This window comes from Pseudarthrobacter sp. N5, assembly GCF_050157035.1.
Lineage (GTDB): Bacteria > Actinomycetota > Actinomycetes > Actinomycetales > Micrococcaceae > Arthrobacter.
Genome location: NZ_CP189593.1, coordinates 1,480,032 through 1,498,430, shown reverse-complemented (window position 1 = coordinate 1,498,430; position 18,399 = coordinate 1,480,032). Strand labels below are relative to the sequence as shown.

The following is an 18,399-nucleotide window of genomic DNA, read 5'->3' as shown; positions in this document are numbered from 1 at the left end:
ACCGGCTGCCGGCGCCGGCTGGCGACTACCCGGCGTAGGGGTCAGCGATGCCGATGTACTGGGTGTACAGGTATTCCTCGATGCCCTCGAGGCCGCCTTCGCGTCCCAGGCCGGATTGCTTGACGCCTCCGAACGGAGCCGCGGCGTTGGAGACGACACCGGCGTTCAGGCCCAGCATGCCGGTCTCTAGGCGCTCCCCCATCCGGATGCCGCGGTTCAGGTCCTTGGTGAACACATATGCCACCAGACCGTATTCGGTGTTGTTTGCCAGCCGCACGGCCTCGTCCTCGGTCCCGAACGTGATGATCGGGGCCACGGGGCCGAAGATCTCTTCGGACAGGATCCGGGTCCCTTCGCGCACGCCCGTCAGGAGAGTGGGCTGGTAGAAGTAGCCCGGACCATCCACTGGAGCGCCGCCCACCACCACTACCGCACCCGCGGCTACCGCATCCGTGACCAGTTCGTGGACCTTGTCCCGGCTCTTCGCATCGATCAGCGGGCCCACCTTGGAATGCGCTTCGGTACCACGGGCCGTGGTCATCTCAGCCATCTTTGCGGCGAACTTTGCGGCGAACTCCGCCGCCACGGACTCGTGCACGATAAAACGGTTCGCGGCAGTGCAGGCCTCGCCCATATTCCTCATTTTCGCCAGCATGGCACCGGCCACGGCTGCGTCGACGTCAGCGTCCTCGAACACCACGAACGGAGCGTTCCCACCGAGTTCCATGGAGGTCCGCAGCACCACGTCGGAGGCGTCCGAAAGCAGCCGTCGTCCGACTTCGGTGGAACCGGTGAACGAGAGCTTGCGCAGCCGCGCATCTTTGATCAGCGGCCCGGTGGTTACGCCGGCGGTTGAGGTAGGGATGACGTTCAGGACTCCGGCCGGCAGCCCGGCTTCCTGCATGACCGAGGCGAAAAGCTGGGACGTCAGAGGAGTCAGGTTCGCTGACTTGAGCACCATGGTGCAGCCGGCCGCGACGGCCGGGGCGATCTTGCGGGTGGCCATGGCGAGCGGGAAGTTCCACGGGGTGATGAGCAGGCAAGGACCCACCGGCTTCTTGGTCACCAGCAGCCGGGACTTGCCGTCCGGGGACACCGAGTAGCGGCCGAAGGCGCGAACGGCCTCTTCGGAGAACCAGCGCAGGAACTCCGCGCCGTAGGCCACTTCGCCCCGGGCCTCGGCCAGCGGCTTGCCCATCTCCATTGTCATCAGCAGCGCGAAGTCCTCGGCCCGCTCCGTGACCAGCTCAAAGGCGCGGCGCAGGATCTCCCCGCGCTCACGGGCCGGGACCTTCGCCCAGGAATCCTGTGCCGCCACAGCGGCGTCCAAAGCTGCCGCCCCGTCCACGGCGGACGCGTCCGCGATGCTCAACAGCACCTTGCCGGTGGACGGGTCTTCGACGTCGAAAGTCTTGCCCGACGCTGAAGGGCGCCACTCACCATTGATGAGCAGCCCTGTGGGAACAGAGGCCAGCAGCTCGCTTTCGCGCTCTGCGGTAAAAGTGGTCTGTGCGGTTACGGACACGATGACTCCCTCGTCAGCAATTCGGTTTCAGGGTTGGTTTCAGGTTTGTGCAGCAAGTACGGGCGGTCCGCCGATTCACGGGCCGGATTTTTGGCTTGGCTGCTTCAGTGCCACGGTACTGCCCGGATCTCGCAGGTGTCTACGAAGATGCGCACTATGCCTTGCCCGTGATGCTGTGCAGGTGCACAGCATCACAACAGCGTTGGCCGCCGCTGACGCGCGACTGTGACCATGCCGCTAGCCGGGAGTCCCGCTTGGCGTTCACCTCGCCGCGAGCACCGCCGAATACAGCTCCCTCTTACTGACACGGGCTTCCTCAGCCACGGCCGCCACCGCTTCCTTTAGCCTGATCCCCTGCCCCAGCAGCTCGTTGACGGCCGCCACATGGTCCTCCGGTGTTCCGGGGGCCTGTTCCGGCGCACCGCCCACCACCACTGCGATTTCACCCCGGATCTCGTTTGCCTCCGCCCATACAAGCAGCTCGCTCAGTGAACCGCGGATGACTTCCTCATACGTCTTGGTCAGCTCGCGGCATACGGCAGCCCGCCGGTCCGGGCCGAACCGTTCCCGGACCGCCCGCAGCATGGATTCCAGGCGGTGCGGCGCTTCGAAGAACACCATGGTCCGGCGCTCGGAATCCAGGTCCGCCAGCCGCGACGAGCGTTCCCCTGCCTTCCTGGGCAGGAACCCCTCGAAGCAGAACCGGTCCGTCGGCAGCCCGGAAAGGGCCAGCGCGGTCAGGACAGCGGATGGCCCGGGCGCTGCTGTGACGGTGAGCCCCGCCGCAACTGCTCCTTCCACGAGGCGGAAGCCGGGGTCTGAAACCGCCGGCATCCCCGCGTCGGTCACCATCACTATGGTTTTCCCGGCACGGACGTGGTCCAGCAGTTCCGCGGTTTTGGTGGCCTCGTTGTGCTCGTGGTAGCTGATCACCCGGCCGGCCACGGTCACACCCAGGTTCTGTACCAGGCGGTGCAACCGCCGGGTGTCCTCGGCGGCAACGATGTCCGCAGTAGTCAGCAGCTCAATGAGCCGCGCCGATGCATCTCCGGCGTTTCCGATGGGAGTGGCCGCCAGCACAATCCTGCCCGGGCCGCCGGCCACGGGCGCTGAGAGAGCTGCCACCACGTTCCTAGTCTCATTTTCTGGGCTGCTGATCGGGGAGGTGCTTGGTTCGTGGTCCACAGCACCAGACTACGCTGGCAGGCTGTCGCAGCAGCAAAAGGTACCATGGGCACGTGACGCAGACCTCCGTGCGGCCCGTCGAGGCCGGATCAGCCACTTCCCCGGCCTCCACCGGCGCGGGGCGCCATCTGACGGGCCGCGGCTGGATCAGCCGCCCCGAGGCGGCGTTCACAGCTGATGCGCTTAAAGACCGGCTGATCGGATCCGTCCGCAGCTGGCGGGACTATCCGCCCACACTGCGGTTGTGGTTCTGGCTGATCCCCGTCCTTACTGCCGCCATCGGCGGCATCCTCCGATTCGTCCGCCTCGACGCACCGCACAGCCTGGTGTTCGACGAGACCTATTACGTCAAGGACGGCTATTCCTTCCTGACGAGCGGATACGAGCGGAACTGGCCTGACAAAGCGAACGATTCATTCAACGCCGGAAACCCGGGCGTGCTGCTGGACGCCCCCGAATATGTGGTTCATCCTCCCGTGGGCAAGTGGATGATTGCGGGTGGAATGTGGCTGTTCGGAGCCGACAACCCCTTCGGGTGGCGGTTCGCTGCCGCGCTGACGGGAACACTGTCCATCCTGCTGATCGCCCTGATTGCACAAAAGCTCTTCCGCTCCCTGACCCTGGGCGCCGCAGCCGGCCTGCTGCTGGCTGTGGACGGACACCATCTGGTGATGTCCCGGACATCGCTGCTGGACATCTTCCTGATGTTCTGGATCCTGGCTGCCTTCGGTGCCCTGCTGATGGACCGGGACGACGGCCGCCGCCGGCTGGCGCTGCGGCTCAGCGCACTGGCATCCGCGTCACTGAGCGGCCGGCCGTCGGCAGGCCAGCTGCTCGCCGGACCATGGCTTGGTATCAGGTGGTGGCGGATCGCAGCCGGCGTGTGCCTGGGCCTGGCGGTCGGCACCAAATGGTCGGCACTGTTTTTCCTCGCCGGGTTCGGGCTGATGACTGTTTTCTGGGATCTCAGCGCCCGCCGGATCGCCGGGATCCGGGGCTGGATCAGTGGCGGCATCATCAAAGACGGGCTGTTGGCGTTCCTGAGTATTGTTCCCGTTGCCGCCGTGGTCTATGCCGCGACGTGGACAGGGTGGTTCCGCTCGAAGGACGCCTACTTCCGGCACTGGGCCGACACCAATCCCTCGGCGGAATGGGGCTGGCTGCCGAACGTGCTGCGGTCCCTGGTGCACTATCATCTGGAGGCCTACAAGTTCCATCAGGGCCTCAGCGCCGATCACCCCTATGAAGCAAGCGCGTGGAGCTGGCTGGTCATGGGCCGCCCCACGTCCTTCTTCTATGAATCACCCAAAACGGGCACACCCGGCTGCGACATCTCCAGCTGCACCTCTGCCATCCTGTCGGTGGGGAACCCGCTGATCTGGTGGAGCGCTGCAGTCTCTTTGTTGATCCTGCTGTTCTGGTGGGCCGGACGCCGCGACTGGCGCGCCGGCGCCGTCCTGGCAGCAGTGGGCTCGGGCTATCTGCCATGGTTCATGTATCCGGAGCGGACCACTTTCTTCTTCTACGCAGTCTCCTTCGAGCCGTTCCTTGTGCTGGCCCTCGTATATTGCCTGGGGTTGGTGCTGGGCAGGAAAGAGCACCCCCTGTGGCGCCGCCGCTCCGGCCTGTACTTCGTGGCGCTGTTTGTGGCGAGCGCAGTGCTGCTGTCGGCCTTCTTCTACCCGGTCTGGACTGCAGACATCATCCCGTACCAGGACTGGCACTTAAGAATGTGGATGCCCTCCTGGATCTAGGCCCTACGGCGCGGCTGCGTCGGAGTCGCTGCCTTCAGAACTGCTGCTTTCGGCGCCGGTGTCTGTCGCTGCCTTGACCCGACCGCGACGCCTGCGCGTGGGCCAGGTCAGGATCAGCGTCAGGAGCGCGGCAACAATGACCAATGCCCCGATGCCAATCCCTGCGTCAATCCAGAACTGGCCGGGGAACAGCCTGATAAGCGTGTCCTCAAGGGTGAACGTCCATGTGCCGTTGGCGAAGAAGATCCGGTGGAATTCGGTGAAGAACTGCTCCCAGCCCAGTACCGCCAAAGCACCAAGACCCAAGATGATCACCAGCGTCACAATCGAGCCCGCGAAGAGTCCCCTGCGGACTCCTCCGTTGCTTCGGCGGCGCAGATAGATGATGGCGACGATGCTGAGCAGGATCATCAGTGCGCCCGCGGCGAAGGAGGACAGAATGACCAGCTTGACGTCCGCCATGTGGCTGACCTCGCCATCCTTGAACAGCTTCTCGCCGCTGTGGTTGACGAGTTCGGCCAGATACCTTGGGCCAGACCAGTTGCTGAGGTAGTCCACGGCATACGAGCCGTAGGTCATGCGGTCATCAGTGCTGAAACCGTAACCGTCGCCCGGGAAACCCGGCCGGTTGTACTCCACCCACATGAACAGTGGGCTTGTGATGGCGCGGACAGCAAGGACCAGGAGTATCACCGGGTAGAAGAGGGCCAGGAGAACCTGCATGACTCGGGGCCCAGCAGGCTTGGCGTTTGCTGCGCTCTCGCGTTCCGCGTTCCTGCGTTCCACATCCTCCTGCGGCGGCCGGATCTGCAGGGCGGAAGTGGGCAGCGGTTCACTGAAAAGTGATTCATTGGGCACGGTGGAAGGTTCGACGGCGGCTTCCGCAGCTTTGCGGTCTGCCCGGCTGCCTGACTGCCGCACCTTTTCCGGCTGGCGCACCGTTTCCGGCTGTCGCGCAGATTCGGACTGCGGTGCCGGGGACTGGGACACCGGGCGCCGGGACCCCGGGACCTGGGATGGAGCGCCGCCCGCCACAGCCTCCTCCGGCCGGGATGTGGCGTGTCCGTCTTCCGGGGCGCCTTTGCGGCCTGCCCGTGTTGGCTTCATCCAGTCAAACGCAGCTTCATCGGATTCCGTTGCGGATTCCGCGGCCGGGTCCAGCTGCGGCTCCGGGCGTTTCGAAGGGGTCGGAGTATTGTCGTTCACTGCAGCTTCGCTTCCGTAGGTTTCCTGCGTTCCCCAGCCTGGACAGGCAACGCAACATATCTCCCGATGAGCCTACCGTCCGGCGCTCCGGCACCGCGACGTGCCACCCCGATATGGCTCGGATTCAGGCCGCAATTTGACTGTAGCCGGCATCCTGTCCACCAAGGTCACCACGGTGGCCAGCGATGTACGCACGCCTGCCCCACACGAGAACGTACACCCAATAGCCTGTAAGGACGGCAGCCCCGATACTGATTTTGGCCCACACCGGCAGCGGTCCCGGCGTGACGAAGCCTTCTACCAGCCCGGAGACAAAAAGGACCGGTACCAGCCCAAGTGCGACAGTGATCAATGATCTTCCCTCCGCCGCCACAGCGCTCCCCCTCGTCCGGGGACCCGGCGAAACCATGGCCCAGAAGATCCGCAGGCCGGCGGCACAAGCGATGAACACGGCCGTCAGCTCCATCAGTCCATGCGGCAGGATGTAGCTGTAGAACACGTCCGATTTGCCCGCCGCGGCGAAGACGCCGGCGGCGATCCCCACCCCCTGGGCGTTGCTGAACAGGATCATCGGAACCCAGATCCCCGTAATACCGAACGCCACCGCCTGCGCGCTGATCCAGGCATTGTTGGTCCAGACGGCGCCGGCGAACGATGCGGCCGGATTTTCCGAGTAGTAGTCGATGAAGTCCCGCTCCACATACCGTTTTATGGTGGCATCGGATCCAAGGGACCGCAGGGCTTCCGGCGAGGTGCCGATCCACATCGCATAGGCGCCTCCAACGAGGCAAAATACGATCCCGCACGCTACGGTCAACCAACGCAACCGGTATAAAGCCGCGGGGAGGGCAATGACAAAGAATCTGGCCAGATCATCCATGACATTCGACCTCGCGCCGGTGAAGCGCGTCCGGGCTTGAGCCAGCGTGGCTGACAACGAGGCTGACAGCCCGCTTTCAGGTGCAACGGACCGGAGGAGCGACAGGTGCGCCGAGGTGCTCTGGTACAGCCGAAGGAGTTCGTCGGCTTCTACGCCGGTGAGGCGCCGCTGATGCGCCAAAGCGTGTAACCGGGACCACTTGTCCCTGTTGACGTCGGCGAAGGCATCCATGTCCACGGCACCAGCCTAGTCCCCGGCCCCCAAACTTTCGGGTCAGGCGAGACTAGACTGTGAGCGTCCGAAAAGTTGCATGCCAGGGACCGGGGGCCGGCTTGAATTCGATCATCACAGGCGAGGCAGTTGTTCTGGAGCTGCGCCCGGCGTCCTTCGGTGCACGCGCCTTGGGGCTGCTGCTGGACGTTGTGCTGAATGCTGTCCTGCTGGCGCTGCTCCTGCTCGCCGTAGCAGCTGCAGGCGAGGAACTTGACGAAGCTGCCTCCCGGACGCTGGTCCTGTTGAGCGTGGTCTTCTGCTTCGTCATCGTCCCGGTGGCGGTGGAGACCCTTACACGTGGCCTCTCATTGGGAAAGCTCGCCACCGGACTGCGGATAGTGCGCGACGACGGCGGCGCCATCCGCTTCCGCCACGCCGTCATCCGCGGGCTGACCGGCTTTTTGGAGATCTACCTGACTTTCGGCGGGCTGGCCATTGCCGTTGCGCTCTTCAACGAAAAGTCCAGACGTCTGGGCGACGTAATGGCCGGCACCTATGCCCTGCGCACCAGGGTCCCGGTGGAACGGGCATCCCCCGCCTTTGTCCCGCCCTGCCTGCTGACATGGGTGGAGGCCGCGGACATCGGCCGGATCCCTGACGCCACGGCCCGCCGAGCCACGCAGTTCATCAGGCAGGCCGGTCGGATGTCAGCACTGTCCCGTAACGGGATGGCAGCGGCGCTGGCCACCGAGGTTGCCGGGCACGTTGCCCCGCCTCCGCCTCCGGTTACCACACCGGACGACTATCTGGCAGCGGTCATGGCCGAACGCCGCAACCGGGAGCTGGACCGGCTTGTCCGCGCCGGGGTGCAAAGCAGCGCTGTTGCCGAGCGATTGCACAGGCTGCCCTTCAGCCCATAGCGGCCTGCACAAAAACTGCATCCGTCATCGGTACAGGGTGCGAGCCGGGAGCGTCAGCGCTTTGCGTACTGGGCCCAGGGAATGTTCCAGTCGCCGTATCCCTCAAGCGCTTCAACGGCTGGCGCACCCGTGTTAAGCGTCTGGACGAGGTCCCCGGACTTCATATTGTTGAAGAACCACGCAGCATCCTCAGGCAGCAGGCCGACGCAGCCATGCGAAACATTGACCCTGCCCACGGCGCCCCACGCAGATTCCAGTGCCTGATGGACATACACTCCCGAGGACGTCAGTCTGTTGGCGTATTCAACGGTGAGGGGCGGGTAGTAGCCCTTGTCGCCGGGCTTCAGACCGATGCTGCCTGCGTTGAACCTGGAATGCCGCTCCTGCTCCATGATCACGGCGTAGCCCGTGGGTGAGAGCCATTCGGCATCGCCCAGCGTCACAGGCGCTGTCCTGACCAGCTGACCGTCAAAGTAGACGTTCATGGTCTTGGTGATGTCATCCACCACTGCCACGCGTTGCGGTCCCGCCTTGAAGGTGGTCTTTGAATCGAAGTTGCCGATCATGCCCTTGCCGAAGTCCAGTCCGAACAGCTTGAGATGGACGGTAATCTGGCTGCCGGACGCCCAGAATGTCTCAGGGCGGATCCGCACACGCTGATCTGAGTACCAGCGCCAGGCCACCGGCTGACCTGAAGAAGCGGTAACTGTGACGGCTTTCTCAATGGCCTCCTTGTTCAGGACCGGCTCACTGAAGACAATCTCGATCGGCTGACCTGAGCCAACGGTGGTTCCATCCTTCGGAAAGACGGCTGCATCGGCTTCGTTGGCTTTGTCCACGGTAGTGAAGGTCTGCGATTTTTTGTTCTCCCGCCCGGCCTTGTCCACGATCGTGAAGCTGTAGTTGTACTCCGTATTGAATTCCAGGGGATCCATGGTGCTCCAAGTGGAGCCATCGGCGGTGATGGTACCGCTGACCGGGGCGCCTCCTGCCGCCGGTGCCAGCACGACGTCCTTCAGCACGCCGTTGACAGCCTTGACCGACGGTGCAACGGCAGGGTTGACGTCCTTTGAGCCGTCGGTTGGTGTCACCCCGAGTTCAACTGCCTTGACCACGGGAGCCGCGAGGCCGGAGACATTGCGCGCGGGCGTGGAGGATTCGGACTGTGGTGCGGCGTTGGCCCAGACCGGGGCTGTTGCAACACCGATTCCGCCTGCTGCCACTGCAGCACAAATCGCCACAATGGCAAGGATTTTGCTCGTTTTCCGGTTATTGACGTCAGTCATAACTGATTCTCCATGTCCCCCGACAGCCCGTTGCGGGCCCGTGCAGTGCTCAGCATCGACCGCTGACCGGTCAATTTTAGCCTACGTAATCTCCGTCAATTGGCGTATTGTGCCCACGGGATGTTCCAGTCGCCATAACCGTCGTCGTGATTGGCGAAGTCCCCCTCAGTGTTAACCACCTGCACAACATCGCCGGTGGTCATGTTGTCGAACACCCATTGCGCCCCGGCCGGTCCCATGCCGATACACCCGTGGGAGAGGTTCAGGGTTCCCAGGTAAGGCATCGCAGAGTCAGTGGCCTGGTGGATGAATTCGCCGCTGGGTGTTAGCCGGGTGGCGAAGTTGACGTCGAGCTCACCGTAGTACGCAGGGTCCCCGGGTTTCAGGCCAATGGATGCAGCCGACATGTGTTCCACCCGGTACTTCTCCATAAACACCAGGTAGCCGCGTGCAGAGGGGAAGCGTGTATCGCCCATAGTCGCCGGCCAACTGCCTGCGGGCTGGTCGTTGATGGCTACGGTGAAGGTGTGCGCAGTTGCATCTGCGACGGCTACTTTCTTGTCGCCGAAGTGAACTGAAATTTTCTTGTTGAAATTGCCGATCTGGCCTTTGCCCAGATCCACGCCGAACAGTTGCATGTCCATAGTGACCGTGGAGTTGGCTGTCCAGAAATTCTCCGGCCGGTAGCGGACCATCGTGTCACTGAACCAGTGGAACGCACCAGTCTGTCCGGAGGTGGAGGTGACCACGATGGCTTTTTCCACGGCATCCCGGTTCAGTACCGGTTCACTGAAGATTACCTGGAGCGGCTGAGCCACCCCGACTTTCATTCCGTCCAGGGGATACACGGCCGCGTCCGCCTCGTTGGACGCGGAAACGGTGCTGAATGAATGGGTGGTGGTAGTCTCACGGCCGGCCGCATCAGAAGTCACGTAACTGTACTTGTACTCCGTATTGAACTTCAATGGGCCGGTGGCGGACCAGCTTGCCCCGTTTGCCCCCAGCGTGCCTTCCACGGCGTCACCGGTGGCGCTCGTGAGTGCCACCCGCTCGATCGTTCCGTTGACCGCTTTGAGCGTGACCGGAGCGGCGGGATTAACCTGTCTGACGCCGTCGGCCGGTGAGACCTCAAGCTGGACAGGGGCCACTACCGCTTCGGCAAGTCCTGCGGTCGAACGCAGGGCAGAGCCTGCCTCCGAATCCAGGGAAGCATGGGCGGCCCCCGGCGAAACGGCGGCAAAAACGCCACCGCCAGCCGCCAGCAGACACACCGCAGCCAGAAGCGCCATTTTCGTGCCATTACCCCGGCCGCGCGGCCCAACCCCAGACTTCATGGGCTAATTCTAGGTCATCCCGGGTGAAGTCGCCGGAAGGCCGCACCCCTCCCGACGGCTTCGGGCCGGCTAGTAGCGGTAGTGTTCCGGCTTGTACGGTCCCGCGACCTCAATGTCCAGGTACTCGGCCTGGTCTTTCGACAGCTCTGTCAGTTCAATATCCAGGGCATCAAGGTGCAGGCGTGCCACTTTTTCGTCAAGGATCTTCGGCAGCACGTAGACCTGCTTGTTGTACTCCCGCTGTCCCTCGGGCTGATCCTTCTTCGTGAACAGCTCGATCTGCGCGATGGTCTGGTTTGCAAAGGAGTTGCTCATAACAAACGACGGGTGGCCCGTGGCATTGCCCAGGTTCAGCAGCCGCCCTTCGGAGAGCACAATGATGGAGCGCTGTTCCGCGGTGCCTTCGTCGAAGACCCACTCGTGTACCTGGGGCTTGATCTCCACTTTGCTGATGCCAGGGATCCTGGCGAGGCCGGCCATGTCGATTTCGTTGTCGAAGTGCCCGATATTGCCCACGATCGCCTTGTCCCGCATACCTGCCATATGTTCCGCCATGATGACGTCCTTATTGCCGGTGGTGGTGATGAAGATGTGGCCCTCGCTGAGCACGGAGTCCAGCTTGGCTACCCGGTACCCGTCCATGGCCGCCTGCAGGGCGCAGATAGGATCGATCTCGGTAACTACGACACGCGAACCCTGCCCGCGTAGTGCCTCGGCCGCACCCTTGCCGACGTCACCGTAGCCGCAGACAACAGCCACTTTTCCGCCCATCAGGACGTCGGTGGCACGGTTGATGCCGTCGGGCAAGGAGTGCCTGATGCCGTATTTGTTGTCGAACTTGCTCTTGGTGACGGAGTCGTTCACGTTGATGGCCGGGAACAGAAGTTTTCCCTGTTCCGCAAGCTGGTACAGGCGGTGCACACCGGTGGTGGTTTCCTCGGTCACCCCCAGGATCCGGGAGGAAATGCGGGTCCACTTCTGCGGATCTGCAGCCAGGGACGCCTCCACAACATCGAGGAAGACCAACCCTTCCTCGGATTCATCCGGGGCGGCGGATGGCACCGCGCCGGCAGCTTCGAATTCCACACCTCTATGGACCAGCATGGTGGCGTCTCCGCCGTCGTCGAGGATCATATTGGGGCCCAGCTCAGGGTTGGCATCGGCGCCCGGCCAGGTCAGGGTCTGCTCCGCGGTCCACCAGTATTCCTCGAGGGTTTCGCCCTTCCAGGCGAACACCGGAACTCCCTGGGGGTTCTCGACGGTGCCCGTTCCCACAACAACGGCGGCCGCGGCCTCGTCCTGTGTGGAGAAAATGTTGCAGGAGGCCCAGCGAACCTCTGCGCCCAGAGCCGTGAGCGTCTCGATCAGTACTGCGGTCTGGACTGTCATGTGCAGTGACCCGGCAATACGGGCACCCTTCAGCGGCTGGCTTGCACCAAACTCCGCCCGGAGGGACATCAGCCCCGGCATCTCGTGTTCGGCCAGGCGGATCTGGTGGCGGCCTGCTTCAGCCAGGGAGATGTCGGCAACCTTGTAGTCGAGAGTCATGTGAATCCTTTGCATTAATCCGGTGTGGAGGGTCTGCGGGTGGTGTGGCGGCGGAAGCCGCTCAGGCCGATTCAGCTGGGGCGGGGTGGGCCGGCGAATCGTGCTGGTCCGAACCCGCAGCATTGGCCGCCGGCAGAAGTTCAGGGGGCAGCAGAAGGGGTATGCCGTCTTCGATGGCGTAGCGCAGCTTTTCACCGCTTGCCCCTGCCGACGTGGAGACGAGCTCATCGCCCTCCTGGACAAGAGTTGATCCGGTGACAGGGCACCGCAGGACGGACAACAGTGCAGGACTGATCTTTGGCATGGTGAAAGCTCCCTGACGGGCGCGCAGGCGCCGGTGGCTGACAGATTTGCAGCTTCCAGCCTACCGCCAGTTACATGGTCAGGAGGGCTCTCGCAGAACCCTGAGATGGCCTCGGCGTGCACCCTCCGCGACAGCAGGCGCCTCAAGCGCAGCACGCACGCTCCGAGGTGCTTGGGATGCGCCCCCTGCAGGAGGCCGCGACGCGGCTTCGCGGACCGCGTCTGCCAGCGCCAGCAGATCATCCGGGCCCGGCTGCGGCGGATGCGCAGGCATCGCCAAACGCAGTACTTCCCAGCCACGGGGAACTGTCAGCGATCCGGCGTGCTGTGCGCATAAATCGTAACAATGTGGCTCGGCATAGGTGGCCAGCGGACCAAGCACGGCTGTGGAGTCTGCATACACGTACGTCAAAGTGGCCACCGCTGACTCGCGGCAGGCTGATCTCGAACATTGACGTATTGCACCCACGACATCACAGACTACTCCCAGTCTGCAGTACTTCCCGACATTGGACCCGGTCGCGCCACGGGGCGGATGGAAGCGCGCATTTTGTCGCGCAATCCTTTTGGCGGGTTTAGAGTCGATATATGCAGTCACCGCACCATGATCCGGGTTTTACGGTCCGCTTGGCTGGCACCGGCGTCCGGGCTGACGACGCCGGCTCAGCACCAGCAGGGAAGAGCTTCGCACGCCGCCGGCGGAACAGGCATGGCCGGGGCCTTCGTGGAGAACTGATGCTCCCCACCCTGCCGGCTTACCGGACCCGCGCGGAACGTTTTGATGACATGGTGCTGGACTCCGCCCAACGCCTGCACGATATCTGGGGCAAGACCCTGGATGGCGTCCGGTTTGCCGTAGAGGAGATCCCCCCTCGGCTGGAGCAGCTTGTGGCAGAGGCCACCACCGCGCCCATGGGACAGTACGCTCCGGCAACCGCGGATGAAGGCCCGGTGATCACGCTGTACCGCAGGGTGGTGGAACAGGTCTGCGGAAGCCGGGAGGAACTCCAGGATCTGGTGCATGACGTCGTGGTTGAGCATACGGCCGAAATGCTCGGTGTGGCCCCGGAGACCCTTGACCCGGTGTACCGGCGCCGCTACTGAACCCGGCGCCGCCACTGAACCCGATACTAGCGCGGCGCTTGACCAGGCCCGTTATCAGTAGCCCAGGGTGACGGCAACCTTTTCCTGTCCGGCGGCGCCAGGTGCCATGGCAAGGGTCGAGACGTCTTCGCGGCCGTCCTGCTCCAGCAACAGTGCACCGTAAGCGGCGTCACCTGCTGCGGAGACCAGATAGGCCACGACCACGGAATCATCGATTTTCTCCGGGACTTTGATGGACGATGTGGTGCCACCAGCGATGTCGGCGGTAGCTGCCTTGCGGATTTGTCCGTCCGCGGTAATGGCTGTGTAGGTGATGGTCGCGCGGTTGTCCAAGGCGCCGAACATCAAAATCCGTTCACCGCCCTGTGGCACGGGGACCACGTGCTGGCTGCCCAGCCGGGTGCTGGACCGCGCCCATGCGAGATCTGAGCTTTTGCCGTCGGCCAGTCCGCGGGTGACGCGGGTAGCCGCCACGAAGGACACATCCGAGCTGGCCGAGACGGTGTAATGGCCTGCCGGCACACCACCCAGCGGGACTTCAGTCACAGTGCCTGCTTTGGCCGTCACAACCCCGCCGTCCGGCAGTGCCTTCTGCCCGTCCCTGCCAAAGAGCCTGATTTCCACAACGGCGTCCGATTGCCCCGGAACTGTGATCTGGAGGGCCGGCCCGGCATCCGCGTAGCCCCGCTTGGCTGTGGCCGTCTTGATGGCGGCAGCGTCCTGAATATCAATGCCCGTCATCACCTGTCGGCTTGCCGGAGCAACCCCTGGGGCGATGAAATCAACCCCACCCGGCGTGAGGCCACGGAGAACGCTTTGCTGGATGACAGCGGCCACCGGCCCGCCGGCACTGCGTGCATGGACACTCAGCTGGTCCTCGCCGGGGGCCAGACCAGCCAGGACGATCGATCGGGTGGTACCGGGCGCAACCAGCAACCCTCGGCTGCCCGGCGCGTGGATCTGCCCCTTGCGGCCATAGAGTTCCAGGCTGACAGTAGCGGGGGTGCTGGAGGAGTTGATCAGGCTGAGAACAGATGTCCGGCCGAGTGCCGTGTTGGCCCCCACCAGCCAGAGATCATTGGACGGCTGCTGGCAAGCGGCGGCGGCAGACCCTTGGAGGTCCCCGTCCGTGGCCGAATAGCTCATCACCGCAGCAGCTGAAGCCTCCCGATTGCCCAGGGCATCCGCACCCAGAACGCTCACAGCGTCCACGGCCCGCTGCGAAACGATGCCCGCCAACAACCCGGTGGCCCCCGCCGCGGGGACGGATCCGCCGGGACTCTTGGCAATTTCGACGGCGGTGGTACCGTCGAGCGCGGCCAGCCGGCTACCGGGAAGCACACCGCCGGCGGCGCTGATGACTGCGGCGCTCACGGCTGATTTTGCCGTTGCCGACTCCGGGCTGAACTGTGGGTCCGTCCCTACCGGGGATCCCTCAAGCAGCCTCGCGGGCCCGGGGCACACGCCCAGACTTCGGCCGGCTGGAACGTCTGCAAGAGGCGTATCAAGGTGACGGCTCCCGGCAGACTGCGGTGCGAGCGAAGCTGCCGCCACCACTCCTCCCCCGGCGGAAAGAATCAGGACAGCCGAAATCACGCCGGCCAAGACCCCGCCACGGGATGCTTTTCGAACGGCGGGGGAACTGCCTCCGGCGGCGGCGCTATGGATATCCGGCACCTCGGGGACTTGTTCCATGGCCCCGGATCCGCCAGCCCCGGACACCACGGTTGTGGTCCGCTCTGGTGATTTGGCCCCAAGTGATGTGGCCTCCGGTGATTTTGCCGCCGGCGCTGCTGTCACGCCGTCGTGCTTATCCTTATGCATTCTGGTGTTCCTTACGCAGCGAGCCTTCGTCCCTGGACAGGCCGGTATTCGGCCGGCGGGCGGGCATGGGAATAGCAAGCAGCACGGTGAGTCCGATAACGGCAATCTGGGCAATTCCGGTCCAGATCGCCCAGGGGTTTTCGTACCGGATGGTGAGCTGCCCAGACCCCGCAGGCAAGGTGAAGGCCTGGGCCCAGCCCGAGGTTGTGGACGTCAGCTTCCGCCCGTCAAGCCATGCGTTCCAGCCGGCGTCGGCCCGCTCGGCCAAAACCACCAGGCGGCCTTCCGGCCCCCGGGGCACGGACGTGTCCGCATTGTCTTTGCCGGACGGCAGGAGAGTAATCGTGGCGCCTTCACCGTCCACTATCCTGGCACGGTGGGCAACGTCCGCTGCCTTCAGAACAGGCTGGTTCAGAGGCGTAATCCGCCACAACCAGCCGACGTCCGTCTGCCCCACAGCCACAAGCCCGGGCACAGCGTCCATCCGGCTGGCTGTCAACTGCGCGGCAGTGTCGGAGGCCCTGAGGACAATGAATCCGGCGCCGAGTCGCTCCAGCTCAGGCCGCGGATCCACGCCCTGTCCAGCCACAACTGTGGCTACGACGCTACGCAGAGCCGCCGTGACGTCGTCGTCGTCCCGGACGGACTCGTTGCCGGACTGACCGATGATATTCCGGGCGGCAGCGATGGCTGAGAGACCGTCCAGTGTCGTCCCGGCACCGCGCATCAGGGATGCCTCGAAAGTTCCGTTTTCGCTCGTATTAATCAGCAGCGTGCGTGTCTGTTCGGGCCCCTCGCCGCGGTCGATGGCTGTGGCCGGCAGCGTGCGCGGGTGAGCGGCTTGGATCAGCCTTGGCGTTCCCAGCGCGTGCCCGCCACCAGCCTCGGCCGGCGGAACAGCATTGGGCTGACGCAGGTTGCCTGCGGCCCAAGTACTCAATCCGGCAAGCGGTCCGGCGAGCAGCAGCACCACAACGAGAATCGAAGCCGAGCGGAAAACCATGGTCCGCCCCGGCATCGCCGTCGACCTGTTGACGGGCGCCAGCAGGCGTTCGGCACCGATCATGGCAGCGCCGAGAAGAGCGAACGCGGCAGCCGAAACGGACGGTCCCGTGAACGGTGTCACCAACGTTGTGCCGTTGACCCCTGTGGCGATGTGACCGGACACCCAGCTACCAGCCAACATGATCAACGCAGCTATCCAAAGCGCCCGGGACACACCCGTCCGCTTCCCGGGAACAAAAAGTGCAGCCGCAGCCAGCAGCAGCACCGGCGCGCCCAGCAGCAATGCCAGCATCAGTGCCCAGGGAACACCCGGACCGCTGAACGCCGGCAATCCGGCCAGGCCTCCGCCGGCATCAAAGAGCAGCGGCTGGCCCAAGATCTGCTGCCACAAAGGGGAAGCCTCAAAACCCAAAGGCACTCCGGGATCCGCAAGGAGTGCCCGCGGCCGTTCCAGGGTGGAGAGCCCAAAGGGAACAAAAAGCGCGGCGGTGGGAAACAGTGCCCACCACACCGTCCGGCCCCTCCGCCCCAGCAGCAGGCCGGAGAGGACGATGACGATCACGGACGGCACCAGCAGCGAGGGCGCCGCGGCCGTGACAATCGCCAGTGCGAGTCCGGCAGCGGCAGCGGCAGTCCACGACGGCATCCCATTGACGCCAGGCTTGGCCGGTGGCTTTTCGGTGAATCGTCTCTCACCCGGGGCCAGCGGGGCGAACCGGCCCTGCCCGATTGCCGTGCCGGTGGCCCGGAGCAGCGCAAGGACCAGGAGCGGCATCATGATGTGCACCAGCAGTGCCCCGACGCGTCCCTGGTTCAAGGCGATCTGCAGGGCAGGAGCGGCGGCCCAGACAAGGGCGGCAACCATTCTGAACCTGCGCCGCGATGTCAGCGCGCCAGCAGCAAACCAGGCACCGATCCCGGACATTGGCATGGCCAGCAGCAGCAGCCAGGCCATGGCGCCGTTGGCATCCCCGCCTCCCAGCAGCCCGAGCACCCACAGTACGTAGCCGAAAGGATCTCCACGGCCGGGCAGTCCAGCACCCAGGCTGATCCACCAACTGGAGGCGTGGTGCCAGATGTCATCCAGGGCAGTTGAAACGGGCAGCAGTGCTCCCCCGGTGACGGCATCAGCCCGGAACAGGCTGAACAGCCCGATCAGGGATGCCGCAGCAGCGACAATGACGGCCGCCAGTGCCCCGTTGCCCACCCAACCACGTTCGTTGGTGGTCAGCGCGGCAAAATCGTCGCTCGAATCACCTGTTGGCTGCTCGGCAAGGGGATCAGTTCCGCGGGTGTCTCCGGAGCTGTCCGCTCCGAGCGCCTCAATGAGGGAACGCCGATGGTGCCAGACTTCACGGCGGGGTGTCTGCAACCCTTTGATCACTGAACGGCGGATCCTGCGGCTTCTGGCGGCCGTACGCCGTCCGCGGACCACAGCAGCCGGACGTCCGAGGGCCACCAGGGTGGCCAGTAGCTGCGAGACCCCATGCCCCGGATCCTTGACCGCAATGCTGAGAATGAGCTTAAAGATGCTGCCCAGGAAGGCGCCCACAGCGTGCACGGGGACTTTCCAGAGCGGGGCATGCTTGAGCCGAAGATAGACTTGGGCCTTCCGTGCGGCGGATGCATTGGCAAGACCGTTCGGCCGGTGGGCCACGTGGAACATCCGGGCGTCGGGAACCACCACAACCCGGTGCCCTGCCAAGCGGTTGCGCCAGCAGAAGTCCACGTCATCCCCGGTGCCGCTGAGGGCAGGGTCAAAGCCCTTCAGCGACTCCCATAGGTCACGACGGACCAGCATTCCGGCGGAGTTGACCGCGAAGGTGTCGCTGCGGCCATCATATTGGCCCTGATCGAGTTCGTCTGCGTCGATCAGTGTGAGGCGTTCGGCCCAGCGACTGGTGGAAAGGCCGACGTCGATCAGGCGCCGCTTTGCATCCCAGTCGAGCTGCTTGCATCCGGCGACGGTAACGGATGGGGCCCGTTCGACTGCATAAAGCAGTTCGGCCAGCGCATCAGGTGCGGGGGCCGCGTCATCGTGCAGCAACCAGATCCACTCTGTGGCGGCGCTGCCTGATTCGGGTTGCCAAGGTGCAAGGGCAGCAAGGGCCGCCTTGATGGCTCCGCCCATGCCGGTCCTGGGGTGGCTGAAAGCGGTGACATTGGCTGCGCCGAATGCCCTTTCGAGGAGGGCTGCGGAATTATCACGCGAGCCGGTATCCACCCCGATATGGGCATCCGCCGGCCGCGTCTGATCCGCCAACGCAGCAAGGGCCCTGGGGAGATAGTTACCGCCGTTATGGGAAACCACA

General features: G+C 64.3%; 14 protein-coding genes. 3 read left to right on the top strand and 11 right to left on the bottom strand.

The features are described from left to right. Nucleotides 1-25: 25 nt before the first annotated feature. Both ACQCST_RS07420 and rsmI read right to left on the bottom strand, forming a co-directional pair. Nucleotides 26-1,525 (bottom strand): NAD-dependent succinate-semialdehyde dehydrogenase, encoded by a 1,500-nt coding sequence (locus ACQCST_RS07420; protein ID WP_426998640.1) that lies wholly within the window; start codon nucleotides 1,523-1,525, stop codon nucleotides 26-28. Between the two features lie 261 nt (nucleotides 1,526-1,786). After that, nucleotides 1,787-2,653, bottom strand: coding sequence for a 16S rRNA (cytidine(1402)-2'-O)-methyltransferase (gene rsmI, locus ACQCST_RS07415; protein WP_426998639.1), 867 nt, complete (start codon nucleotides 2,651-2,653; stop codon nucleotides 1,787-1,789). A gap of 110 nt (nucleotides 2,654-2,763) precedes the next feature. Between rsmI and ACQCST_RS07410 the strand changes: the two genes are divergently transcribed. After that, on the top strand, nucleotides 2,764-4,464 hold the full coding sequence (locus ACQCST_RS07410) for a dolichyl-phosphate-mannose--protein mannosyltransferase (RefSeq protein WP_426998638.1): 1,701 nt from the start codon (nucleotides 2,764-2,766) through the stop codon (nucleotides 4,462-4,464). A gap of 3 nt (nucleotides 4,465-4,467) precedes the next feature. Here ACQCST_RS07410 and ACQCST_RS07405 read toward each other — a convergent pair whose 3' ends face one another. Next, nucleotides 4,468-5,670, bottom strand: a complete 1,203-nt coding sequence (locus ACQCST_RS07405) for a TIGR01906 family membrane protein (protein WP_426998637.1) — start codon at nucleotides 5,668-5,670, stop codon at nucleotides 4,468-4,470. A gap of 124 nt (nucleotides 5,671-5,794) precedes the next feature. Further along, entirely contained in the window at nucleotides 5,795-6,787 is a 993-nt protein-coding gene (locus ACQCST_RS07400) for a stage II sporulation protein M (RefSeq protein WP_426998636.1), read from the bottom strand. A 95-nt stretch (nucleotides 6,788-6,882) separates the two neighbouring features. On the opposite strand from ACQCST_RS07400, the gene ACQCST_RS07395 reads away from it, so the two are divergent. Then, nucleotides 6,883-7,683, top strand: a complete 801-nt coding sequence (locus tag ACQCST_RS07395) for an RDD family protein (protein WP_426998635.1) — start codon at nucleotides 6,883-6,885, stop codon at nucleotides 7,681-7,683. 53 nt (nucleotides 7,684-7,736) lie between these two features. On the opposite strand, the gene ACQCST_RS07390 is transcribed toward ACQCST_RS07395, so the two are convergent. From ACQCST_RS07390 to ACQCST_RS07370, 5 genes are all read right to left on the bottom strand, one after another. Next, nucleotides 7,737-8,969 carry an Ig-like domain-containing protein gene (locus ACQCST_RS07390; RefSeq protein ID WP_426998634.1) on the bottom strand — a complete coding sequence of 411 codons (1,233 nt, stop codon included), beginning with the start codon at nucleotides 8,967-8,969 and terminating at the stop codon, nucleotides 7,737-7,739. A gap of 95 nt (nucleotides 8,970-9,064) precedes the next feature. Continuing rightward, on the bottom strand, nucleotides 9,065-10,303 hold the full coding sequence (locus tag ACQCST_RS07385; protein WP_426998633.1) for an Ig-like domain-containing protein: 1,239 nt from the start codon (nucleotides 10,301-10,303) through the stop codon (nucleotides 9,065-9,067). 69 nt (nucleotides 10,304-10,372) lie between these two features. After that, nucleotides 10,373-11,851, bottom strand: a complete 1,479-nt coding sequence (gene ahcY, locus ACQCST_RS07380) for an adenosylhomocysteinase (protein ID WP_426998632.1) — start codon at nucleotides 11,849-11,851, stop codon at nucleotides 10,373-10,375. A gap of 61 nt (nucleotides 11,852-11,912) precedes the next feature. Then, nucleotides 11,913-12,155 (bottom strand): Trm112 family protein, encoded by a 243-nt coding sequence (locus ACQCST_RS07375; RefSeq protein WP_426998631.1) that lies wholly within the window; start codon nucleotides 12,153-12,155, stop codon nucleotides 11,913-11,915. A 78-nt stretch (nucleotides 12,156-12,233) separates the two neighbouring features. Continuing rightward, entirely contained in the window at nucleotides 12,234-12,623 is a 390-nt protein-coding gene (locus ACQCST_RS07370) for a DUF3499 domain-containing protein (RefSeq protein ID WP_426998630.1), read from the bottom strand. A gap of 119 nt (nucleotides 12,624-12,742) precedes the next feature. Between ACQCST_RS07370 and ACQCST_RS07365 the strand changes: the two genes are divergently transcribed. Beyond that, a complete protein-coding gene (locus tag ACQCST_RS07365; protein WP_426998629.1) occupies nucleotides 12,743-13,258 on the top strand; it encodes a metallopeptidase family protein in 516 nt (171 codons plus the stop codon). Nucleotides 13,259-13,312: 54 nt separating this feature from the next. On the opposite strand, the gene ACQCST_RS07360 is transcribed toward ACQCST_RS07365, so the two are convergent. Next, entirely contained in the window at nucleotides 13,313-15,082 is a 1,770-nt protein-coding gene (locus tag ACQCST_RS07360) for a DUF5719 family protein (RefSeq protein WP_426998628.1), read from the bottom strand. Continuing rightward, entirely contained in the window at nucleotides 15,075-18,398 is a 3,324-nt protein-coding gene (locus tag ACQCST_RS07355) for a glycosyltransferase family 2 protein (protein WP_426998627.1), read from the bottom strand. Before ACQCST_RS07355 ends, ACQCST_RS07360 begins: the two co-directional genes overlap by 8 nt. Between the last annotated feature and the right edge of the window lies 1 nt (nucleotide 18,399).